Origin of the sequence: Bacillus subtilis subsp. subtilis str. 168 (assembly GCF_000009045.1) — a bacterium.
Lineage (GTDB): Bacteria > Bacillota > Bacilli > Bacillales > Bacillaceae > Bacillus > Bacillus subtilis.
Window position 1 is genome coordinate 3432321 of the sequence record NC_000964.3, and the last position, 23939, is coordinate 3456259.

A 23939-nucleotide genomic window follows, 5' to 3' on the forward strand; every position below is an offset into this window, starting at 1 on the left:
AACTCCTTTCAAGTCAAATCAATATACATCACGCTGATAGCGTTTTTGCTGCTGCATATCGGCAAGATAAGCCTCCGCCTCTTCGCGGCTCATATTGCCTTCTTTTTCGATAATTTCAAGCAATGTGTTATGGACGTCATGCGCCATGTGCTTTTCATCTCCGCAAATGTAAACAGCCGCTCCTTCTTGAAGCCATTCAAACAATTCTGCGCTATGTTCAAGCATGCGGTGCTGCACATATACTTTTTCTTCCGTATCACGTGAGAACGCCACATCCATTTTTGTCAGCACACCGTCTTTGAGCCAATTCTGCCACTCTGTCTGGTAAAGGAAATCCGTGACAAAGTGCTGATCGCCAAAGAACATCCATGCCTTTCCTTCCGCTCCCGTCTCCTCACGCTCCTGCATAAACGAACGGAAAGGTGCGACGCCTGTCCCAGGGCCCACCATGATAATCGGTGTTTCAGGGTCTTTCGGAAGCTTAAAGTTTTGATTGTGCTGTACATAAACCGGCAGTGTGTCTCCCGGCTGCAGTCGTTCCGCGCACAAAATCGAGCAGACGCCTTTTCGTTCACGGCCGTGCGCATCGTAGCGGACTGCGCCGATTGTTAAGTGCACTTCATCCGGATTTGCGGATAAACTGCTTGCAATCGAATAAAGGCGGGCAGGCATTTTTCGCAAAATCGAGACAAACTCCTGCGCAGATACACTAAATGGGCCATAGTCACGGACGAGATCAAGCAAATCGCGCCCTTCAATATAGGCTTTTACATTCTCCTCATTTCCCGGGGCTAAAAGCTCTCTAAGCTCATCGTTCCCTGTCAGCTGGGCTGCCTGTTCAAGAAGCGGTTTTGTGAGAACGGTAATCTCATAGTGAGAAATCAGCGCTTCTTTCAGCGGTCGGACATCACCTTGCTTATTAAGCGTCACAATTTCTTCCGGGTCCCAATTCATTTCCTTAAGGAGCAGCTCGACAAGTTCCGGATCGTTTTCCGGATAGACGCCGAGGCTGTCACCAGGCTCGTAAGTCAGGCCAGATCCTTCAAGAGACAGCTCCACATGGCGTGTTTCTTTATTTGATCCTCTGCCGTTTAAATTTAAATTTTCTAACACTTCAGCCCGAAACGGGTTTGTTCTGGAATACGAAGACTCACCGGTTTGTGACGCAGCCGCCGGCGCAGGCGCGGCGCTTCCGCCCCCAGCTTCATTTAATCCTTTCAATACACCCTCAAGCCATTCGGCTGCCGGTTCATCATAGTCAAGATCGCAATCAACGCGCGGAGAAATCCGTTTTCCGCCGAGTTCTTCTAAGCGTTGATCAAATTCTTTCCCTGTCTGGCAGAAAAATTCGTACGAACTGTCACCAAGCGCCAAAACGGAAAAGCGCAGGTCTTCAAGCTTAGGCGCCCGTCTTCCGTGCAGAAATTCATGAAACGACAGCGCGTTATCAGGCGGCTCGCCTTCTCCATGCGTACTGACGACGATTAAAAGATTGGTTACCTTCTTCAGCTGATTCGGCTTAAAATCGCTCATGGATGAGACGGTCACTTGAAAACCGCTCTGTTCAAGCTGCTTGCCGGCATTTTCTGCAAGCCCCTGTGCGTTTCCCGTCTGTGAACCATAAAGAACGGTCACTTCTTTTGAAACGGCCGGTGCCGGTGCTTCCGCTGACACAGCTGCCGCCGGCGTACCCGCAGCTTCTTGGGCGGAAACAGATTGAGCGGATAAATATCCGCTCAGCCAGATTTTCTGGGATTCGGTCAAGGTCGGCAGAAGGCGGTTAAGGAGCTCTGCCTGCTCCTGATTAAACGGACTGTTCATTACCTGAAGTTGCAACGTATCCACCTCACAAAGTTATAAACTGATCGAAAATTGCATCTAATTGAACTTTACCGGAATACTAGGCTTAAGTAAAATATATTTACATGATGATAACTATTAAGAATCCTAATGATAAAACGGCTATGCTTCATGTAAATAGAAAAAAGAGAAGGACTCCCTTCTCTTCATTCAGCAATCTGATATAAGTGAGGCGGCACAGCGGTTACAAACGGACTGGCTTCACCTGTATAAAATACCGCCAGCATGTGCATCGCACGGGTGCACGCAGTATATAAAAGCCTGCGGTCGTGCTCTGTATGATAGTGTTCTTCAGATGCATCATAGACAAGCACTGCGTCAAATTCAATTCCCTTCGCTAAATACACCGGAATCACGCAAACACCCTTTTGAAATGGTTGATTTTCTTTATGAATCAGGCGAACATCTGTATATTCACTCATGTGGGCGTGCGCCTGTATGCATTGATGCGCAGTCTTGCAGATGACGGCTATTGTTTCGTGCCCTTTTTTCTTGAGCCGGCCAATTTCTTGCGCGAGCTTTTGGCAAAGGCTCTCATGTCCTTCAGTTTTGACAACGAGCGGCATTTCCCCGCTTCTATTAAACGGCTCAATATCCGCTCCATCTTGAAGCATCGCTTTGGTAAACTCGACAATCTGCCTTGTTGATCTGTATGTTCTCTTTAAACGAACATACTCAGCAGGCTCATCCTCAAAGCACGCATCCATACGCTGATCCCCGTTTATGGTATGCGCGTAGATGGACTGATTGATATCACCGAGCACTGTCATGCTGGCAGCCGGAAAAATGCTTCTCATGTAAGCCATCTGAAACGGTGAATAGTCCTGGGCTTCGTCAATAAATAGATGTTTGATTTTCGTATTTTTCTTTCTGCCCTCAATCAGATCCTGCATATAAAGAAACGGTGCCGCGTCCTCATAGAGCAATTTATTATCCGTAAATGCCGAACGGGTCAGCTCACCTATCGCATCCATCTTCTCATGTTGAAATTTTCCTCCCCAGCCAGAAAACAATTGCAAATAAAGTTGTGTAACATCAAGAAATGCAAGGAGCCTGACTGCCTGTTTGAGCGGTTTGAAAGCTTTTTTCACAATGATGGCGGCAAGCAGCTGCTGCTCTCTTTGATAATCGTTAAACGTACTCTCGCTGAACCGTTTCCTTTCCTGCAGTTTTTTGTACACGTCCAAGTAGTCCTCTTTGTCAAGCAGCTCAGCTTCATGAACAACCCAATCCTTTCGCCGTTCCTTTTTCTCAAGCTTGTTAAGCTCACTCAGCAGCCACTTCGCGGTTTGCTCCATCCGATTCGGAATGGAGTGATTTTGATCCAATGAGTAAAAATAGGATTGAATTTGCTCCTTTGTGATCAGCTTTTGTCCGCGGAATATAATATTTTTAAAAATCATCCCTTCAGAGGAAAGCCGTGTGACGTATTCATTAATGAATTGCTGAAAGGATAAACCCGCCTTCCATGTGATTCCTGCAAGCCTTGTTGGAAAATCGCCTCCCTTTGTTTCGGTCAGGCAATATTCGAGCTGATCAAAGGGGCTTTCACATTTGAACTTGCGGCCAAGACGATGCTCGATATATTCCTGAAACGTCGCCTGCTCCATATTCTCTTCTCCTAACTCCGGCAAAACAGAGGAGACATAGCTGTTAAATAAGAAGTTGGGTGAAAACAAAACGATTTGTCCGGCATCAATGACACCGCGGTGCCTGTATAACAAATAAGCGACACGCTGAAGCGCAGCCGATGTTTTCCCGCTGCCAGCCGCTCCCTGCACGATCAGGATCTTGCTTTTTTCATTACGGATAATCTGATTTTGTTCTTTCTGAATCGTAGACACGATGTTTTTCATTTGGGTATCAGAGTGATGGCTTAATACCTCTTGCAGCATTTCATCGCCAATCGTCATATCGGTATTAAACATCGCCTTGAGAGTGCCGTTTTTGATCATAAACTGGCGTTTCAGCACCATTTCCCCTTCTATCGTTTCACCGGGCACCTCGTACTCCGCTTTTCCTGGGGAATAATTGTAGTACAAACTTGATATCGGCGCCCTCCAGTCATAGATCAGAAAGTGTTCCTCCTTCTCATCCAAACAGGAAGCTAAACCGATATAAATTCGCTCTGCCTGCTCCTCGCCGTTTTCAATAAAATCAATCCGGCCGAAATAAGGCGATTTTTTCAATTGATGAATTCGTTTGAGCTGCTGATCCATGCGCCGATGATTGTGTTCCCGATCAGACAGCAGCTCTGCCTGCTGCTTAATGCTAGCCATCGTTTCAATCGCTTCATGGGCATCATCAAAATTAACCTTAACATCCTCCCAAAAGCTTTTTCTTAATCCGATGATATCATGCTTCAACCCGCCCGCAGACGTTTCCAGAAACCGCTCTTTTTTTTCGAGCTCCTTCAGCACCTCATCTATTCTCGACTGCTCTTCCTTCCATTCCTTATCCTGCTGATTCATGAACGGCACCTCCAGAAAATAGTTGACAAACATAGATGAAATACTGTAAAATATAATTGGATACATATATTAAATATATGATGCAAACTGGCAAATACAATTTATAATAGCACATTCACCCAATACCAATCAAGGTTTGGGTTATTTATATTATGCAGAAAAAAACCGATTTCACTTCGAAATCGGTTTTTTTGCTATTAATTATCTAAGCGAAAAGAACGGTTTGGCAGCTTCCAATTAAACATATAGGAACAAACCCGGCAAACAACGAGCACGAAAAACAGAACGTATAAGCCGAACGAGTTCCCCAGCCAGCCCAAGCCGACGATTAAACCGCCGAGCGCCGCCCATACCGCATAGATTTCCGCTTTCAGCACAAGCGGTTTGCGCCCGGCAAGAAGGTCGCGGATGATCCCGCCCCCGCTTCCCGTCAGCACCGCAGCCACGATCACGGCACTAAGCGGATGGCCCATTTTGACGGCATACAGTGCGCCTTGGATAGCAAAGGCAGCGAGGCCGATCGCATCTGATAAATTGCCCCACTTATTCCAATGCTTCAGCAGCAGCTTCGGAAACAGAAACACAATTGTAATAGATAAAAGCGCGATTTGAAAGTACGCTCCCTGCTCCCATAGCGCTGACACCGGAACACCGATCAGCAAATTGCGGATCGCTCCTCCTCCAAAAGCTGTGACAATCCCTAATATATAAACTCCTAAAATATCATATTCCTCTTCCATCGCAACAATTGCGCCGCTGACTGCAAACGCAATGATGCCAATCACACTAAGCAGCTCCCAAGCCATTCTGATGACTCCCTTTTATGTTTGTTAAATTTTCTGACGACCTCTAGATTTTATAATCGCTCCAGCGTAAAATCAATAACATTTTCATGAGAAAAAAAGATAAATTTAGAGGGAATACGGCTATTGCTGATGGACATGAGTTTGCGAAATTAAAAAAGCGCCCGGCATACGCGGGCGCTTTTTTTGTTATTCAGATTTTTCGCCTTTCAGCAGGCACATAAAAATGATAATCAGGATAAAAGCAATCAGGGCCAGGAATGGAATCGTAATAAAACCAAACCAGTTAATATATTGGCCCGAGCACGGCACGCCGCTGACACATGGCTTAATGCCGCTAAAGCCGGGCACTTTTTGCTCTAAGTAATGCATGATCGAAATGAATGCCCCAATAATCGCCATCGGGAGCACATATTTTTTCACTCGTGTGTCCCCTTGAAAGGTGGCGATGCCTAAAATCAGGACGAGCGGATACATGAGGATACGCTGGTACCAGCACAGTTCACATGGAATAAACTTTCTGATTTCACTGAAATACAGGCTGCCCAGCATAGCGATAAGAGCCACAACCCAGGAAGCATATAAAAATACGATTCTATTTTTCATATTGTTACTTCCCTTTCAGCTCTTTTTCTATTGTCTCTTTGATTTCATCATAATCCGCAAAATTTTTGATCACTTTATCATTGACGTAAATCGTCGGTGTTGCCTGTATGTTCATTTTTTGATTAAGGTCAGAATCCTTTTCCACTTGAGAAGCGAATGTTTCCTTATCAAGATTTTCCTTGAGCGTCTCAGGTTTTATCTTTGTGGTGCTTTTTGCAAGATCACCAAGGAGGCCTGGGGTTACCCATTCCTGTTCCGTATCCGGCTGTTTTTCGAACAGCTTTTCATGGAAATCCCAGAAAGAGTCAGGGTCTTCCTTCCATACTTCTTCAGATGCAAGAGCCGCTAACCTTGAACCTTTTCCATGGAACATGACGTTCACGAAAGAAAATTTCACATCGCCCTTATCAATAAAGTCTTTTTGTATTTTTGGAAAGATGTCACTGTTAAACACCTTGCAAGACGGACATTTGTAATCTCCGAATTCTACTACAGTTACCGGTGCATCGTCCTTGCCAAGCACAGGCTGCCCTTTGATAGACGGCTGTCCGGACACCGCATCATTGCCTTGTTCCGTTTTGTTATTAATGATGACAATGGCTGCTAGCAATACAACAACCACAACCGTAAGGATGACCGCGAATTTCGCAGAAGACTGCTGTTTCTTTTTCACTCCGACACCTCATCGTTTTAAAATTAAAAAAGAAGCGGATCGCAATTGACCCACTTCTTTATTTTAACAAGACAAGCGCTGATAAGAAAACCCCGAAAAAATGAATTCTCTCCGACAATTTATTTGTTTTTGAGACGCATGACGCGCATGGCGTTCGCCACAGCAAGCAGTGTAACGCCGACATCTGAGAAAACCGCTTCCCACATGGTCGCAATTCCAAATGCACCAAGAATGAGAAAGATCGCTTTCACACCTAAAGCAAAGCCGATGTTTTGCCACACGATTCGCCGTGTCCGTTTCGCAATCCGAATCGCTTCTGCTATTTTTGACGGCTGATCTGTCATCAGCACGATGTCTGCGGCTTCTACCGCGGCGTCTGAGCCAAGGCCTCCCATCGCAACCCCTATATCTGCGCGTGCAAGCACCGGCGTATCATTGATGCCGTCACCGACAAAAATGAGTTTTTCACTAGGCAAAAGCTTAGCTTCTAATGCTTCGACCTGCGCGACTTTATCTTGCGGCAGCAGCTCTGCATATACCTCACCAATCCCAAGCTGTTTTCCGACGGCTTCTCCCGTTTGTTTCGAATCACCCGTCAGCATAGCTGTCTGTTTGATCCCAAGCGACTTCAGATCAGCAACCGCCTGTGCTGCGTCTTCCTTTATCTCATCCGCTATGATGATTGCTCCGGCATAGCGTTGATCTACAGCAACGTGTACGATTGTTCCAGCATTTTCATCCGGGACATCCTCAATTTGTTCTCTTTCCATGAGCTTTTTATTCCCAGCAAGGATCTCAGTTCCATTTACCTTTGCAAAAATGCCGTGACCGGAGATTTCTTCGTATGACTCAATCTCATCGGAGGAAAGCATTTTCCCGTAAGCTTTACGCACAGATTCAGCAATCGGATGCTGTGAATGAAGCTCAGCGTATGCCGCCGCTTCAAGTAATCTATCCTTTGTAAAACCTTCCGCGGGTTTGATTTCTGTCACTTCAAAGCTGCCTTTTGTTAGTGTTCCCGTTTTATCAAACACCGCGTATTTGACTTGATTCAAAGCTTCTAAATAATTGCTTCCCTTTACAAGCACTCCGGCCTTTGAGGCCGCTCCGATTCCACCGAAGAAACCGAGCGGAATAGAGACAACAAGCGCACAAGGACAAGAAATCACTAAAAAGATAAGCGCGCGGTACACCCAATCGGAAAGCGCGGCGCCAGAAAGAACAAGCGGCGGAACAAAGGCCAGCAATACCGCAATGATCACCACAGCAGGTGTATAATACTTGGCAAACTTCGTGATAAAGTTTTCTGTCCGGGCTTTACGGCTGCTCGCATTCTGAACCAAGTCTAATATTTTTGATACTGCTGATTCCTGATAGCCCTTTGTGACTTCAATATGCAGAACGCCGTTTTGATTGATAAAGCCTGACATTACATCTTGTCCTTCCGCAGCTTTTCTCGGAACGGACTCACCTGTTAAAGCAGATGTATCAACCATCGCTGACCCTTGCACGACCTTACCGTCCAGGGGTATGCTTTCTCCCGGATTAACCACAATGATGTCTCCTGTCTGAACGTCCTCCGACGAAACCTGTTCGATGCCGTTCTTTGTTTTGAGATTGGCGTAATCAGGCCGTATGTCCATTAACGCACTAATTGATTTTCTGGAACGGCTGACCGCGGCTCCTTGAAAAAGCTCACCGATTTGATAAAACAGCATAACGGCGACCCCCTCAGGGTATTGCTGAATCAGAAAAGCGCCGATTGTGGCAAGAGCCATTAAGAAATGCTCATCAAACACCTGACCGCGGATGATGTTTTTGACTGCGCGGATTATAATGTCACCGCCGATAATCAAATAAGCACCGAGGAAAAGGAAAAATTCAATGGTTCCCGACTGAACCAAATATGCCGCTGCGCCGAGAATGACAGCCGCCGCCATTCTGATCAGCATATTGACCATTCGATTACGATAGCCATCATCAGCTGATTTCTTTATATGCTTTTGGCGAACCGTTACATGCGGATCAATTGATTTCACTTTTTTCTCTACTTTATTCGTGACCCATTGCTCTTCTTTCCCATCGGCTGAGACAGTTAAGGTGCTTGCCGCAAAATTTACCGCGCATCCGTTAATGCCTTTTATGCCTTTGACTCCATTTTCGATTTTTCGGGCACAATTGCTGCAATCCAAACCGTCCAGAACATATTCCTGTTTCACTAGTCTCACCTTACCTTCCGATTTAGGGTTCCCTCTTCAAAGCGTATCAATGAGTATTGTATTTATTTTATATATATGAGCATATACTCATATATAAGTTACACCTATTATATGTTGTTTTCCAAGAAAGTGTCAATGAAAAACAAAAACCGGCATATAGCCGGTTTTTCATTTTACTTTTTGCAGACGAAGAGCATTCAGAACAACGGAAACGGAGCTGAATGCCATTGCTGCTCCTGCTATCCACGGTGCTAAAAATCCAAGTGCTGCGATTGGGATGCCGAGGCTGTTATAGCCAAGCGCCCAGAATAAGTTTTGTTTAATGTTTTTCATTGTCAATCTGCTCATGCGGATTGCGTCGGCAATGCTGTTCAGATCGCCGCGAATAAGTGTAATGTCTGCTGTTTCCATGGCAATGTCCGTGCCAGTTCCAATCGCCATGCCGATGTCAGCTGTGGCAAGCGCCGGCGCATCGTTAATTCCGTCGCCTACCATTGCTGTCTGGCGGCCTTCTTTTTGCAAGCGGGCGATTTCCGCCGCCTTTTGTTCAGGAAGAACTTCCGCAATGATATTCGCAATTCCCGCTTCCTTCGCGATGGCTTCTGCGGTTCTGCGATTGTCTCCTGTCATCATGATGACATCAAGACCCAACTCTTTCAGACGGGCAACAGCCTTCCGCGACGTATCCTTAATCGTATCTGCAACTGCTACTAGCCCCGCTGCTTCTCCATCAATGGATACAAGCATAACTGTTTTCCCTTCGGCCTCTAGCTCTTCCATTTGGGCGAGAAGAGCCCCATGCTCAACCTGTTCGCTCTCCATTAATTTTCTTGTGCCGACGAGAATGCTTTTTCCTCCGGCTTCAGCCAAAATGCCTGCGCCGACTTTTGCTTCAAAGCGGGTAAGTTTCGGTATCTCAAGCCCTTTATCTTTCACGCCAGCAATAATCGCTTCGCCAAGCGGATGCTCTGATCCCGTTTCCGCTGCCGCTGCAAATTGAAGCAAATCTTTTTCTTCAAAACGGCCGAATGGAATGGCATCCGTCAGACGCGGCTTCCCGTTTGTCACGGTTCCGGTTTTATCAAGAACAATTGTATCGAGACGATGTGTTTTTTCTAAATGCTCGCCGCCTTTAAATAAAATCCCGAATTCAGCAGCGCGTCCAGATCCAGCCATTATGCTCGTCGGAGTGGCAAGACCGAGGGCGCAAGGACAGGCAATGACAAGAACCGCAATGAACTTGCTGATCGCTTCGGCAAAATCGCCAGGAGCCGCCCAAAGATACCAAATGAGAAAAGTGAGAACCGCAATCCCCAATACAATGGGTACAAAAATGCCTGAAATCTGGTCAGCGAGACGCTGGATCGGCGCTTTTGACCCTTGTGCTTCCTCAACAATTTTGATGATATGAGAAAGCGCAGTATCCTTTCCGACGTTGACAGCTTTAATTTTCAGAAAGCCGTTTGCGTTAACGGTTGAACCTGTCACGCTGTCACCAGGATTTTTGTCAACAGGAAGACTTTCTCCTGTAATCATCGATTCGTCAACCGCTGAACGGCCTTCAACCACTTCTCCGTCGACAGGAATTCGTTCGCCAGGTTTGACGTAAACAATGTCATTAACAAGCACTTCGTCGATCGGGATGATTTGCTCCTGTCCGTCTCTTACAACAGTAGCTGTTTTCGCTTGAAGCTTCATCAGCTTTTTAATCGCATCCGAGGAACGGCCTTTTGCTTTTGTTTCAAACAACTTGCCTAATAAAATCAGCGTCAGCAAAATCGCGCTTGTTTCATAATAAAGGCCGTCTGTATGCCCGTGAGAGCCAATGCTTTGAAAAGTTAGATAAAGACTATAAGCGTAAGCAGCCGTCGTACCGAGGGCGACCAATACATCCATATTGGCGCTTTTATTTCTAAGCGCCTTATACGCACCCACATAAAACGGCCAGCCGATCAGAAACTGGACTGGTGTCGCCAGCGCAAACTGCATCCACGGATTGAGAAATATATCCGGTACCCAAATGAATGATGTAAATGTAAAATGGCTCACCATCGCCCAAAGCAATGGAAATGACAGGACAGCTGAAAAAATCAGTCTCGCCGTTTGCTTCCGTTCTTCTTTCTTTTTAGCAGCAGCCTCACTGTCCTGTTCACCCTTCAACTTTAGCTTATATCCAAGCTTATCTACCGCTTCTTTCAAATCGCTGACAGACGCTTCTTTTGGATTGTATTCGACCGTAACTGTTTCTAAAGCGAAGTTTACTGGTGCATTTGCGACGCCTTCTATTTTGTTAAGCCGTTTTTCAATCCGATTGGCGCAAGCCGCACAGGTCATGCCCTCAATATCGAATTCAGCTTTTTCTGTAACGACGTGATAGCCCAGCTTCTCTATTTTTTCCTGAATCGCTGCAGTCCCTGTTTCAGCAGGATCGTAGATTACATTTGATGTTTCCGTTGCCAGATTAACATTTGCATCCGTGACACCGGGCATCCGCTTCAGGCCTTTTTCAATTCTGGCAGCACATGCCGCACAGGTCATACCAGAGACCTGCATCGCGATTTCCTTTTGTTCACTCAACATACTCACTCCTTTATATACACCTGGGGGGTATATAAAAATGAAAGAAATATCGCGCCTCCCTAAAGGCGCGATACCTTGAATCACTTGGCTACGTCATAGCCCTGATCTTCTATCGCATCCGCAATATCTTTGACTGATACTTTGTCAGCATCAAACGAAACATCGACTTTACCCGCTTCCAGATTGACATGAACGGCACTGACGCCGTCCAGTTCTCCTACGCTTGTTTCTACTGCTTTGACGCAGTGCTGACAAGACATTCCTTCAACTTGCAATGTTTTTTGTTCCATATCAATTCCTCCTGTTTATTCTTTCTATTTTCATCCTACCATACCCCCGTAGGGTATTACAATAAAAAACGCTTTATGATTTTGTGAACTTTTTAAATACGTCCAAAAGCTCAGAAATGGCCTGTTCCCCGTCTCCGCTTTTGATGGCATCTGCTACACAATGATGGGCATGATCCTCAAGCAAATGAAGCGCCACATTTTTCATTGCCGCCTGAACAGCTGAAATTTGCACAAGAATATCTACACAATATCTGTCGTTTTCCACCATGTTTTGAATGCCTCTGACCTGGCCCTCAATCCGCTTAAGCCGGTTTGTAATCTGATCCTTTTCTTTCGAGCTTTTATGGTTTAATGTTTTATGTTCGTTATGCTTTTCCATGCGTACACCTCTGTTTAATGATATTAATTCCCATTATACTGATTGTCCAAACGGTTGTCTAAGCATGCCGACGCAAAAAATGAATCAGTTAGGTTTTACCATTTGATCAGGAGGGTATATACTTCTGTTGATAACGCTTTTAAAGGGGAGAAGAAAAGTGGATACGATCAAGGTTGGAATATTAGGATACGGATTGTCCGGTTCTGTTTTTCACGGGCCGCTGCTGGATGTTCTGGATGAATATCAAATCAGCAAAATCATGACATCACGGACAGAAGAAGTGAAACGGGATTTTCCAGATGCTGAGGTTGTACATGAGCTTGAAGAAATCACAAATGACCCTGCCATTGAGCTTGTCATTGTCACCACCCCGAGCGGCCTTCATTACGAGCATACTATGGCATGCATACAGGCCGGAAAACATGTTGTGATGGAAAAACCAATGACAGCAACGGCCGAAGAGGGGGAAACATTAAAAAGGGCTGCCGATGAAAAAGGCGTATTATTAAGCGTATATCATAACCGACGCTGGGATAACGATTTTTTAACGATTAAAAAGCTGATCTCTGAGGGATCCCTTGAAGATATCAATACATATCAAGTTTCCTATAACCGCTACAGACCTGAAGTTCAAGCGCGGTGGCGGGAAAAAGAAGGCACTGCCACTGGTACGCTGTATGATCTCGGCTCCCACATCATAGACCAAACCCTGCATTTGTTTGGGATGCCTAAAGCCGTGACTGCAAACGTGATGGCCCAGCGGGAAAATGCCGAAACGGTTGACTATTTTCATTTAACCCTGGATTATGGCAAGCTTCAAGCCATTCTATACGGAGGATCAATCGTTCCGGCAAACGGACCTCGTTATCAAATCCATGGAAAAGATTCTAGCTTTATCAAATATGGAATTGACGGACAGGAAGACGCACTCAGAGCGGGAAGAAAACCAGAGGATGACAGCTGGGGTGCGGATGTTCCGGAGTTTTACGGAAAGCTTACAACCATTCGTGGCTCCGACAAAAAAACAGAAACGATTCCATCAGTAAATGGCTCCTACCTTACTTATTACCGTAAAATAGCGGAAAGCATACGAGAAGGTGCTGCGCTGCCAGTCACTGCTGAGGAAGGTATTAATGTCATCCGCATCATTGAAGCCGCGATGGAAAGCAGTAAAGAGAAACGAACCATTATGCTGGAGCACTAAAACAAAAGCCTCCCCAAATAAGGGGAGGCTTTTTCATTAGAATGTTTTTCCTGCTTCTTTCGCACGCGCAATCGCGTCTTCTTTGATTTGCTGTGCTTTATCAGGCTCCGCATTATGTCCCTCTACGAAAATGCCATCGAATGATGGTACGCCGAAGAAGTTCATCATGATGCCGATGTAGCGGTGCCCCATTTCCATCTCAGCCGCAGGGCCTTCTGAATAGTAGCCGCCGCGCGCTTGGATATGAATTGCTTTTTTATCAGTTAACAAGCCGACAGGACCTTGTTCTGTGTATTTGAATGATTTTCCTGCAACAGCAACAGAATCGAGATACGCTTTCATCACTGGCGGGAATGAGAAGTTCCATAAAGGAGTAACAAATACGTACTTATCAGCTGATGCAAATTGATCGCTAAGCTCTCCCAAACGGCCTACTTTCGCTTTTTCGCTTTCAGAAAGCTCTTCAAAGCCTGTACCTGACTGAAGCTTTCCCCATCCGCTAAATACATCTGCGTCAATGTGCGGAATGTTTTCTTTGTACAAATCGATATGTACAACTTCATCATTTGGATTCGCTTCTTTGTAAGATTCGATAAATGCTTTACCTGTTGCCATACTGTACGAAGTTGCTTCGTCATGTGGATGAGCAGTGATATATAATACTTTTGCCATTTTTACCAGCCCTTTCGTTTTTAAAAATCACACATCAATTATTATCATACAGATGCATAATGATTATTCTGTCTCTCTTAGACTTTATTATAGAGACAAAGAAATTTACTTTCAAGTAAAACATCTCGAATTAAAGATTATTTAACTTTCCCAAACAGCTTACTTTTCAAAAGCTGTTCTCAAGCCGGAATACAGCGCGGACAATTCTTTACTGATCCGAGGATAATGAGGGACATGCGGCACTTGAATATCCGCAGGCATCCTTTTCATGATAAAGGATTGCTCAGCCTGTTCAAAAAACGCCCGCAGCTGGTTGATCTCTTCATCAGAAAACGGAGCAGACGGACGGCGGTGAGCTTGCGCCGAGAGCAAATAGTACCCTAAGTGCTGAGCACCGGAAATGGCAGGCCAGAGCGCATCCGCATTCGCGTGAGGAAACTCGCCAAGCGCCTTGTCATACGCATCCCGAAGCCTGACAAGACTCACCCTTAACTTGTGTTCGTCGGCAATTTGCCCGGTTAACAGTTTCTCCATAAACTGCCCTTCCAGCCGGATGACATTCCGCACAAGTTCTGGCAGCCGCTTGGTTGAAAACCGCCGCCACAAAAGCATTGTTCCCAACAGCCCGATCACGCTGCCGACAGCTACATCAGTCAGCCTCGCTATCATAAAATAACCGGCGCCCGCCCCGCCATGCATACTTTCTGTGATAACAAGCGCATTTGCGGTTAAAAAGGGAACAGCCAGCGCATAATTGCGGACGATCAGCATCTCAAGAAGACATTGCAGCGCTGCAATACAAAACGCAATATAAACACCGCCCGGCTTAAAAAACAGGATTGCGCCTGCCAGTATAACACCGATCACCGTTCCGGCCGAACGCTGAATAGCCCTGTGAAGCGTAAAAACAACAGTAGTGCCAAGCATGACCGCTGCTGCCGAAAGCGGAATCCAATAGGAGCGTGCAAAGCCGAATGCGAGGGCAAACATATCGGCGGCAAACAGAACAATTCCGTACTTTAACGCTCTAATCAAAACTGGAGACTTCCAGTCAAAGGCATTTCTCAAAAAGTAAAAAGAGGATGGCAGGCGGCTTGGTTCCCCGTCAAGCTGCTTATCAAAACGTCCTGAAGCGATATACAAAACCTCATTGATTTCTTCAAACAGCTTCCGCCTAGGCTCAGATTCATTTTCATTAATCTGAAACGTATTGAAAACCCGTGCATTCGCAAGCATATCTCCGGTTTGGCGAAGTGCCTTTTCAATCTGCGCGGTCTCTCTGTCCGGCGTTTCAGCTGAAAAATGAATAATGGCAATAAATATGTCGTCAGCTTTCTCAAGGAGGCGAAAAAATCGTTCATCATGCCGCGATTTTTTCCGTCTGTTCCCTTTCCCAAGAACCGTTTGGCGGGCTGTTCTAAGCATGAGCACCGTCTGATGCTGTGCGTTATGAAAACCTGGCGTTCCGACGGCTGAAAGACATGCAGCCAGCTGATGATATGTTTTTTGCAGCACCGCTCCCTCCGGTCCATGTTTGTTCCATAACCAGCCGATTAAAGCGATACCCATGGCGAAAATGCCGCCGAGAAACGTCAGTCCCGCTCTGAACAGCGCTTGTGAAGGATCGGCCGGCAGCCCGGAACTGACTAAAAAGGCAAGGACAAAAAACATCGGCGCAGGGCCTTGAATGCCGAGCGCGCTAAAAATAAACATCGCCGCTGCACCGATCAGCCCCAAAACAGCCGCCATCATCCAAAGCATCCCGGACAAAAGCGTCCCTAAACCAAATGAGAGGGCGATCCCAATAGAAACCAAGAGCAGCTTCAAGGCGCGCTTTTTGTACGATTCACCGCCCGCATATAAATAAACAAAGCCTCCGATACTTGCAATTAATCCGTAATCCGTGTGACCTGCCAATGCACCGACCAGCACAGGAAACCCTGAAGCGAAACCTGATCCGATAGCCTTTTTCCAAGGAAATGGATTTGCATGAATGCGAAAGGCATCCTTCACGATAGGCATGATTCTTTGATTGTTCGCAGCAGTTTTGTTCATTTGACAAAATCCTTTTCAATGAATGTGTAGAACTTTTCCAGTTTCTTCGCTTTAGTATGCCCAAAAACGCGGTTAGCTTCTCAATTGGTGCGCACGATAAAAAAACAGAGACTTATACCGTCTCTGCTTCATTACATCAGTTTATTATAAAAGCGGCACCTGTCAGGACTGTTTTGTCCTTCTGCCTTCCTTCAAGAGCAGGTGAATAAAAAATAAAGGATAAATCAATAGATACCCATTAAACAGCCACCACACAAGATCAAAGTCACTGCTGAATGTCCAGAATGATAGCGCCTGCAGACCTGAACAACAGGTCAGCACAAGAGAAATCAGCGCCATCAGCTTCCAGTCAGCACGATTCACCCGCTGTAGGTACAAGCTGTACAACCCTGTGACAGAAATCAGGATATCCAGCGGAAAAAAAGACCAGTTCCAAGCGATCATAAACGGATGGTCATGATGTTTAAAAGCCCAGCTTTCCGGTATGAGCGAAAATCCGGCTGACAGCCAGTACAAGATAAAACCGATATCAGTCACGAGAAAAAACAGCTTCATATATCTCATTTGTACTGCCCGCTTTTATGTACCGGCTCAGACACCGCAACATGCTCGATCAGGTTTAAAGACACAACACCGGCAATAATCAATCCAATTGAAATGACTTTCATGACACTCACATGTTCTTGAAAAAACAAAAAACCAACGACTGTAATCAAGACAATTCCCATCCCTGACCATACAGCATAAGCAACTGATACATCAATGGATTTAAGCGTAAGCGTCAGAAAGAAAAGACTCCCTCCATAAAAGAAAATCAACAGCAAACTGGGAATAAGCTTTGTAAAACCAGACGATAGCTTCATGCTGACAGTTCCCGCAACCTCAAACAAAATCGCCAAGCATAGAAACACCCAATTCATGTGGCATCAGCCTCCTCATCAGCTGTTATACCGTTAAACAAAACATCTACAATTGATTCAAGTACCTCTCCTGTCGTGAACTGATGTTTCAGCGGATATTCAGGGTCATACACTTGATTGATGCTCCCTATATACATGTGAACAAACAGGTCCGGATTGATGTTTCTGATTCTCTTTTGCTGTTTGCACTCATTTAATAATGCTAGGACAATCGCCCATTCTTCCTTAATAAACGCGTCTAATGTAAGCCACGCATCGTAATGGTATTTCTTTAGTTCATTTAATAATCCCATGTTCAGCAGTTCCATCCCCTGCGGAAGGCTGATCAGCATTTGTTTCACCTTTTCGAGCACATTTAAACTTTCATTTTCATAGATGTCTCTTTCTATTTGCTTCATTTCAGCTATAAATTGTTCGACAACCGCCTCAACAAGCTGATCTTTAGATGAATAATATGCATAGAGCGTCCGCTTGCTCGTTCCCAGCGCTGCCGCCAAATCATTCATCGTAAATGAAAATCCTTTCTGCTTGATCAGCCGGAAGGTTTCCGCCAGAATTCTTTTATCCATATTAATCCCCCGCTTTCGGTACCAAGAAAACTATTTCGGTACCAATATTATACGGCAGAAATTTATGGAAATCAACAATATATAAAAAAACCTCTCCTATTGGGAGAGGTTTAAAAGACACTGCGGACCAAACCGCCGTCCGCCCGAAGTGCCGCGCCATTGATCGCAGAGGAAAGCGGACTGCTTAAAAATGTAACGAAGTGGGCGATTTCTTCCGGACGGATCAGTCTTTGAATAATAGATGTCGGCCGGTTTTCTTTCATAAAACGTGCCTCAGCTTCTTGAACAGTCAGGTTTTCACCAGGATACAGCGAGTTCAGCATGGTTTCCACACCCTCTGTTAAGGTAGAGCCCGGCATGACGGTGTTGACTGTGACATTCGTGCCGGTTGCCAGCTCCGCCAAACTGCGGGAAATGGACAGCTGCATCGTTTTTGTCGCACTGTAATGGGCCATTTCCTGTGACGGCATAATCGCCGCTTCACTGGCAATGAAAATCACACGCCCTTCTTTTTTCTCTATCATGTTATGCAAATACCTGCGTGTCAGCCTTACACCGCTCATAATATTCACTTCAAAAAAACGAAACCATTCATCGTCGGGAATATCAAAGTACTCCGCCGGTTCAAAAATCCCTAAATTGTTGACCAAAATATCAACCTCTGGATATGCCTGAAACAGCTCATTGCAGCCTTCTTCTGTTCCCAAATCAAATGCAGCCGGATAAAGAACCGCTTCAGCATGTTGTGTTTTCAGTTCATCTATCGTTTGATTCACTTTCTCTTCCCGGCGTCCGTTAATGATCACTGCCGCACCTTCTTCAGCTAACGAAGAGGCAATAGCTTTTCCGATCCCTGATGTCGAACCGGTCACCAGTGCGGTTTTTCCTTGTAAATTCAGCTTCATTATTCATCCCTCCGTTTTTGATTCCTCTTATTTATTGACAGAAATCTGATTGGTGAAACATCTGCTCTGCAATCAGTATGAAACAGCTGGGATTGAAATGGAAGTACGCACTTTTTGGTGCCTGTGGTTTGGAGAAAAAATAAAGCAGAACCTCTTAAGAGGTTCTGCTTTATTGTCAGTATGTATGGAGACGGTGGGAGTCGAACCCACGTCCAGAAACATCGATTACTTAAGCGTCTACGAGCGTAGCCTGCATATTTATGGTTTCACTCATCTTCTTGCCTGCGGGCGGGCCTTCCGAGAGCTAGTCTGTTCATCTCTTCTTACGTTCTCAGACGGGAACGCAAGCGTAGCCTACTTGGATGTGCTCTTCACAGACACATAGGCAATGTCAGGAAGAGCTCGCTGCGCTTATTAGGCAGCTAATGCTACGTTTTGGTTAAAACTGTTAGTTTTGCCAGTTATATTTAAGTGCGTGTTTACGAGATCGCCTCTCGGCTCGCAGCTCAAGCTCGATCCATCCCTGTCGAATCCGTAACGTCCCCTTGGTATAAGGGAAATACGGGAGAAAATATCAAGCTCTCACTCAAACTGGCTATAGTCTTATTATAACATGATCACGGCTCTTTTCAATTGTCAAATCCTTCAAATGAATGGCGTCGTGATCTGATCGTGAACACAGTATAGCACAGGCCTGATTTTCGAATCAAGCACTATGCCTTTAGAAGCCTTTTTGACTGTCTCTGAACGCTCTTTCGATTTCCCGCTTCGCGTCCTTGCGCTTCAGATCTTCCCGTTTGTCATAGTTCTTCTTCCCTTTTCCAAGGCCGAGAAGCACTTTGGCAAAGCCGTTTTTTAAATACAGCTTCAGCGGAACGAGAGAATAGCCTTTTTCCTTTGTTAACCCGATCAGCTTATTAATCTCCTTGCGGTGCATTAACAGCTTTCTTGTCCGGAGCGGATCGTGGTTATAGCGGTTTCCCTGCTCATATGGGCTGACGTGCATATTGTGGAGAAACACTTCTCCCCGTTCGATTTTGGCGAAGGAATCCTTAAGGTTTACGCGGCCGGCGCGAATCGATTTGATTTCGGTTCCTTGCAGAACGATGCCTGTTTCATAGGTTTCTTCTATAAAATAATCGTGGTTGGCTTTCTTATTTTGAGATAATACTTTTCCTGACCCTTTTGGCATGCCAGAACCTCCTCTCTCTAAGGAAAAACTGTCCACCTTTTGCGATACGCTCTATTTTACCAAATGTCACGTACCGCTACAATGAAAAGCTGTTTCCGAAAGAAAGCAAATAGAGCGCTGCGGCCCTATTTGCTGGTTGAGCTGCTATTTCTTCTTTTTCCGTTTCTGTTTCGGAGCATTCTGGAAGCCGCGTTTTTTCTTTTTCTTCTTCGGCTTAGTGAACCACTCCCCTTTTTCCTCAGACGGAGCTGGAGAAACAGGTGTATTGGTGCTTTGAACACGTTTTCTGGCAGGCTTTCCGCGTTTTCTGCTCCGGCTGCTGTCCAATTCTCTCGGACGCCGCGGAGTGCCTTTCATGCCGACAATTTCAAAGTCGATATTGCGCTCATCTTTATTGACATCGACAACCTTGACTGTGATTTCATCCCCGATGCGGAAGACGTTGCCTGTCCGCTCGCCAATCATTGCGAAATGCTGTTCGTCAAAGCGGTAGTAGTCATCTGTCATAAAGCTGACATGGACGAGTCCTTCAATTGTATTCGGCAGCTCGACGAACATTCCGAAGTTTGTCACAGAGCTGATCATGCCGTCAAACTCTTCACCGATTTTATCAAGCATGTATTCCGCTTTTTTCAGATCATCCGTCTCACGCTCGGCGTCAACTGCACGGCGCTCCATAGATGATGTATGTTCGGCGATATCCGGCAGGCGTTCAGCCCACTTTTCCTGTGTCGCTTCATCGACCTTGCCGTTGATCAAATACGTTCGGATCAGACGGTGAACGATTAAGTCCGGGTAACGGCGGATCGGTGATGTGAAATGCGTATAGAATTCCGTTGACAGACCGAAGTGCCCCAAGCTTTGCGGGTCGTATTTCGCCTGTTTCATCGAACGGAGCATAACAGTAGATATAACCGTTTCCTCTGGTCTGTCACGCACAGCGTCCAGAATGCTTTGCAGCGCGCGCGGATGAATATTCCCCGCCGTTCCTTTCACCACATAGCCAAATGTCGTCACAAATTCTAAAAACTTTTGCAGCTTTTCAGCATTCGGCTCTTCGTGAATCCGGTATATAAACGGGACATTCATCCAATGGAAATGCTCCGCAACTGTTTCGTTTGCTACAAGCATAAATTCTTCAATCAGCTTCTCGGCGACAGAGCGTTCTCTGATCACAACGTCTTTAACCGCTCCTTCGTCATCAACAAGCACCTTTGCTTCTTTGAAATCAAAGTCAACGGCGCCGCGGTCCATCCGCTTATCGCGCAGAATTTGAGCCAGACGCTCCATGTCTTTGAACATCGGAACAAGAGGCTCGTATTTTTGTTTCAGCTCTTCATCATCATCAACAAGAATTTTATTCACATCTGAATATGTCATTCTTTCCGTTGTTTTGATGACACTTTGGAAGATCTCGTGCTCTGTCACCTGTCCCTGACTGTTAATTGTCATTTCACAAGAAAGCGTCAGGCGGTCAACCTTTGGATTTAAGGAGCAGATGCCGTTTGACAATCTGTGCGGAATCATCGGGATGACACGGTCAACCAGATACACACTTGTCCCTCTTTCAAGCGCTTCTTTGTCAATCGGCGAGTTTTCGGTTACGTAATGGCTGACATCAGCTATGTGAACGCCAAGCTTGTAGCTTCCATCATCAAGCTTCGTCACGGTAACTGCATCATCCAAATCCTTCGCATCCGCACCATCAATGGTGACAATCACCTGGTCACGGAGATCACGGCGGTCTTTCAGATCTTTTTCATCAATCGTGTCAGGCGTACTTGATGCCTGTTCCATCGCGTCAGCTGGAAATTCTCCCGGCAGGCCGTGCTTATGAATGACCGATAAAATATCAATGCCCGGGTCGTTTTTGTGGCCGAGAATGGTTTCAACCTCACCCTCTGCGTTCATGCGGCCTTCAGGATAGCTCGTCAGCTTGACAACAACCTTATGCCCTTCCGCAGCTCCATTTTTCCCATTTTTCGGAATGAAGATGTCACTCGTGATTTTTTTGTCGTCCGGAATGACAAAGCCGAAGTTTCTCGTTTCTGTATACGTGCCGACAACCCGCTGAATCGCTCTTTCTAAAATCCGTATGACGGTTCCTTCCTGCCTGGAGCCGCTTGATTGTGAGTTCAGACGCACCATGACGATATCGCCGTTCATTGCCGTATTTAGCTCATTAGGCGGAATAAACACATCACTTAACGACGTATCCTCAGGCAGCAAAAAGGCGAATCCTTTCGCATGGGCTGAAATCTTTCCTTTTATTAAATTCATCTTCTCCGGAATGCCGTAGCGGTCGCTTCTCGTCCGTACGATAAGCCCTTTTTCTTCCAAGGCGACTAACGCTTTGACGAGCTCTTTAAACTCCTCGGCTTCCGTAATATTTAACATCTCCTCAAGTTCCTGAACGGTCAGAGGTTTGTACGCCTCTTCCTTCATAAACGAGAGAAGCTTTTCCATAAATGCTTCTTTTTCCATTATCCGACCTCCTGTTGATTACCAATCGAGCTTCTCTAAAAATTCATACACATCCTGATGGACGAGGTCACGTTCTTTGTCGAGTGTAATGACATGCCCTGATTCCTCGTACCATTTCAGCTGTTTATCATCAGTTTCCACTTCGTTGTAAATAATATTGGCGCTTTCGGTATTAATCATGTGGTCATGACGGGCCTGCACCACAAATGTCGGTGAATAAATCATATCGACATTATTCCGCACATCAGCAATTAAGTCTTGCAGCGCCTTGAGGGTATTCATCGGCGTTTTTTCGAATTCTTTCATTTCCTCTTCAATTTGCTCCGGGCTTTTCCCCTCAAACTTTTTGTAATTGCGAGCGTATGAAAGAACGCCTTGATACATGACCTCTTCACTCTTAATATGCATCGGTGCGCACATTGGGACAATTCCCTTTATGGGTACAGTGTAACCCAATTTCAGCGAAAAAACCCCGCCAAGCGACAGTCCGCAGGCAGCAATGCTCTCATAACCTTCAGATTTTAAATATTCATAGCCATCCATTACGTTTTTCCACCAGTCTTCGGGCCCCGTATGTACAAGTTCTTCAGGCGGGACGCCATGTCCTTCATATTGAGGCGCGTGGCACGTATAGCCGCGTTCATTCAAATATCGTCCCAGCATCCTTACATCCGCTGTATTTCCTGTAAAGCCATGCAGCAAAAGCACCGCTTTGTCTCCGCCTTTAAATGTAAATGGTTTTGGTGTCACAACTTTCATGCTCATGTCTCCCTTTCTATCTGCACGATCATTTTAGTTTTCCACAGTTTAATCAGAAAAAAACGTTTTGAATATCATCCAGAAACGTGAAAAAGGCCTGACTTCACATCAGACCTTATACAAACATTGCCCTATAGGATATAAGCAAGCGCAATCGTTAACACGAAAAACAAGACTGCCAGCACTACCGTAATGCGGTGCAAAATTAAATCAAGACCTCTTGCTTTTTGTTTCCCGAAGAGCTGCTCCGCTCCGCCTGAAATCGCACCAGATAATCCGGCACTTTTACTGGATTGAAGCAAAACGACAATAATAAGTGCAATGCTGACGATAACCAATAAGGTAATCAAAACTGCGTGCATCCCATACACCTCCAGACTCACTGGCTACATTACTTCTATTTTACATGAAAAGGGTTGGCATGTCACGCTGTATCAGACGCCAAAAGGCCGGATAAGACGTTTTATCTTGGTTACCCTATTCATATGAAAAGGTCAAAGGAGAAAAGCGATGCCGCTTATCAGCATAGACAGCAGGAAACATCTTTTTTATGAAGAATATGGACAGGGAATCCCTATCATTTTTATCCACCCGCCGGGCATGGGACGAAAGGTTTTTTATTATCAGCGCCTTCTATCCAAGCATTTCAGGGTGATTTTTCCGGATTTAAGTGGCCACGGTGATAGTGATCACATCGATCAGCCAGCGTCTATTTCCTATTACGCAAACGAGATCGCGCAATTCATGGACGCTTTGCACATTGATAAAGCTGTGTTATTCGGGTATTCTGCCGGAGGCTTAATCGCGCAGCATATCGGCTTCACCCGCCCGGACAAAGTGTCACACCTTATTCTGTCCGGCGCCTACCCCGCTGTTCATAACGTAATCGGCCAGAAGCTGCACAAACTGGGAATGTATCTGCTTGAAAAAAACCCCGGTTTGCTCATGAAAATCCTCGCTGGCAGCCACACAAAAGACAGACAGCTTCGCAGCATATTAACAGACCATATGAAAAAAGCAGACCAGGCCCATTGGCATCAGTATTATCTGGATTCGCTTGGCTACAACTGCATTGAACAGCTGCCCCGCCTAGAAATGCCAATGCTGTTTATGTATGGCGGCCTGCGGGACTGGACCTTTACAAACGCAGGCTATTACCGAAGATCGTGCAGACATGCCGAATTTTTCAGATTGGAATATCAGGGACATCAATTGCCGACAAAACAATGGAAAACGTGCAATGAGCTGGTGACAGGGTTTGTGCTGACACATCATTCATAGGAATAGAAAACGCTTGG

The 23939-nt window shown here is 45.6% G+C and carries 21 protein-coding genes and 1 other RNA gene; 2 read left to right on the top strand and 20 right to left on the bottom strand.

All coding sequences use genetic code 11. The features are described from left to right. Nucleotides 1-18: 18 nt before the first annotated feature. The 9 genes from cysJ to csoR form a co-directional block, all read right to left on the bottom strand. The gene (cysJ, locus tag BSU_33440) at nt 19-1836 is read right to left on the bottom strand and encodes an assimilatory sulfite reductase (flavoprotein alpha-subunit) (protein ID NP_391224.1); all 1818 of its coding nucleotides are present in this window, start codon (nt 1834-1836) and stop codon (nt 19-21) included. Nucleotides 1837-2006: 170 nt separating this feature from the next. Further along, a complete protein-coding gene (gene helD / locus BSU_33450) occupies nt 2007-4331 on the bottom strand; it encodes a transcription factor (RefSeq protein NP_391225.1) in 2325 nt (774 codons plus the stop codon). Between the two features lie 197 nt (nt 4332-4528). Continuing rightward, complete coding sequence (gene yvgT / locus BSU_33460; protein NP_391226.1) at nt 4529-5137, bottom strand: putative integral membrane protein; 609 nt, start codon at nt 5135-5137, stop codon at nt 4529-4531. Between the two features lie 186 nt (nt 5138-5323). Further along, nucleotides 5324-5740, bottom strand: a complete 417-nt coding sequence (gene bdbC, locus BSU_33470; RefSeq protein ID NP_391227.1) for a thiol-disulfide oxidoreductase — start codon at nt 5738-5740, stop codon at nt 5324-5326. A gap of 4 nt (nt 5741-5744) precedes the next feature. Then, nucleotides 5745-6413: a thiol-disulfide oxidoreductase gene (gene bdbD / locus BSU_33480; protein NP_391228.1), complete on the bottom strand. Its 669-nt coding sequence runs from the start codon at nt 6411-6413 to the stop codon at nt 5745-5747. Nucleotides 6414-6532: 119 nt separating this feature from the next. Next, nucleotides 6533-8641: a Cd(II), Zn(II) and Co(II) exporter (ATPase) gene (gene cadA, locus BSU_33490; RefSeq protein NP_391229.3), complete on the bottom strand. Its 2109-nt coding sequence runs from the start codon at nt 8639-8641 to the stop codon at nt 6533-6535. A 159-nt stretch (nt 8642-8800) separates the two neighbouring features. Further along, nucleotides 8801-11209 carry a copper transporter ATPase gene (gene copA, locus BSU_33500; protein ID NP_391230.2) on the bottom strand — a complete coding sequence of 803 codons (2409 nt, stop codon included), beginning with the start codon at nt 11207-11209 and terminating at the stop codon, nt 8801-8803. Nucleotides 11210-11292: 83 nt separating this feature from the next. After that, complete coding sequence (gene copZ, locus BSU_33510) at nt 11293-11502, bottom strand: copper insertion chaperone and transporter component (RefSeq protein NP_391231.1); 210 nt, start codon at nt 11500-11502, stop codon at nt 11293-11295. Nucleotides 11503-11575: 73 nt separating this feature from the next. Beyond that, nucleotides 11576-11881, bottom strand: a complete 306-nt coding sequence (gene csoR / locus BSU_33520; RefSeq protein NP_391232.1) for a repressor of copper utilisation proteins-Cu(I) — start codon at nt 11879-11881, stop codon at nt 11576-11578. 127 nt (nt 11882-12008) lie between these two features. On the opposite strand from csoR, the gene iolW reads away from it, so the two are divergent. Continuing rightward, on the top strand, nt 12009-13085 hold the full coding sequence (gene iolW / locus BSU_33530) for a scyllo-inositol 2-dehydrogenase (NADP(+)-dependent) (protein ID NP_391233.1): 1077 nt from the start codon (nt 12009-12011) through the stop codon (nt 13083-13085). A gap of 36 nt (nt 13086-13121) precedes the next feature. On the opposite strand, the gene azoRB is transcribed toward iolW, so the two are convergent. The 11 genes from azoRB to secG form a co-directional block, all read right to left on the bottom strand. Beyond that, nucleotides 13122-13757, bottom strand: a complete 636-nt coding sequence (gene azoRB / locus BSU_33540; RefSeq protein NP_391234.1) for an NADH:dichloroindophenol oxidoreductase (2-methylhydroquinone resistance) — start codon at nt 13755-13757, stop codon at nt 13122-13124. Nucleotides 13758-13916: 159 nt separating this feature from the next. Then, a complete protein-coding gene (gene yvaC / locus BSU_33550; protein NP_391235.1) occupies nt 13917-15812 on the bottom strand; it encodes a putative integral inner membrane protein in 1896 nt (631 codons plus the stop codon). Between the two features lie 162 nt (nt 15813-15974). Next, a complete protein-coding gene (yvaD, locus tag BSU_33560) occupies nt 15975-16376 on the bottom strand; it encodes a putative integral inner membrane protein (protein NP_391236.1) in 402 nt (133 codons plus the stop codon). Next, a complete protein-coding gene (gene yvaE, locus BSU_33570; RefSeq protein ID NP_391237.1) occupies nt 16373-16732 on the bottom strand; it encodes a putative metabolite-efflux transporter in 360 nt (119 codons plus the stop codon). Before yvaE ends, yvaD begins: the two co-directional genes overlap by 4 nt. Then, on the bottom strand, nt 16729-17301 hold the full coding sequence (gene yvaF, locus BSU_33580) for a putative transcriptional regulator (protein ID NP_391238.1): 573 nt from the start codon (nt 17299-17301) through the stop codon (nt 16729-16731). Before yvaF ends, yvaE begins: the two co-directional genes overlap by 4 nt. A gap of 110 nt (nt 17302-17411) precedes the next feature. Then, nucleotides 17412-18206: a putative oxidoreductase gene (gene yvaG / locus BSU_33590; RefSeq protein ID NP_391239.1), complete on the bottom strand. Its 795-nt coding sequence runs from the start codon at nt 18204-18206 to the stop codon at nt 17412-17414. Nucleotides 18207-18391: 185 nt separating this feature from the next. Then, nucleotides 18392-18751, bottom strand: an RNA gene (gene ssrA / locus BSU_misc_RNA_55) — transfer-messenger RNA (tmRNA, 10Sa RNA). Nucleotides 18752-18927: 176 nt separating this feature from the next. After that, nucleotides 18928-19398: a tmRNA-binding protein gene (smpB, locus tag BSU_33600; protein NP_391240.1), complete on the bottom strand. Its 471-nt coding sequence runs from the start codon at nt 19396-19398 to the stop codon at nt 18928-18930. A 144-nt stretch (nt 19399-19542) separates the two neighbouring features. Continuing rightward, nucleotides 19543-21882: a ribonuclease R gene (gene rnr / locus BSU_33610; RefSeq protein ID NP_391241.1), complete on the bottom strand. Its 2340-nt coding sequence runs from the start codon at nt 21880-21882 to the stop codon at nt 19543-19545. Between the two features lie 18 nt (nt 21883-21900). After that, nucleotides 21901-22641, bottom strand: a complete 741-nt coding sequence (gene estA / locus BSU_33620) for a carboxylesterase (RefSeq protein NP_391242.2) — start codon at nt 22639-22641, stop codon at nt 21901-21903. A gap of 131 nt (nt 22642-22772) precedes the next feature. Beyond that, nucleotides 22773-23003 (bottom strand): preprotein translocase subunit, encoded by a 231-nt coding sequence (gene secG / locus BSU_33630; protein ID NP_391243.1) that lies wholly within the window; start codon nt 23001-23003, stop codon nt 22773-22775. Between the two features lie 148 nt (nt 23004-23151). On the opposite strand from secG, the gene yvaM reads away from it, so the two are divergent. Continuing rightward, the gene (gene yvaM, locus BSU_33640) at nt 23152-23922 is read left to right on the top strand and encodes a putative hydrolase (protein NP_391244.1); all 771 of its coding nucleotides are present in this window, start codon (nt 23152-23154) and stop codon (nt 23920-23922) included. Nucleotides 23923-23939 lie beyond the last annotated feature (17 nt).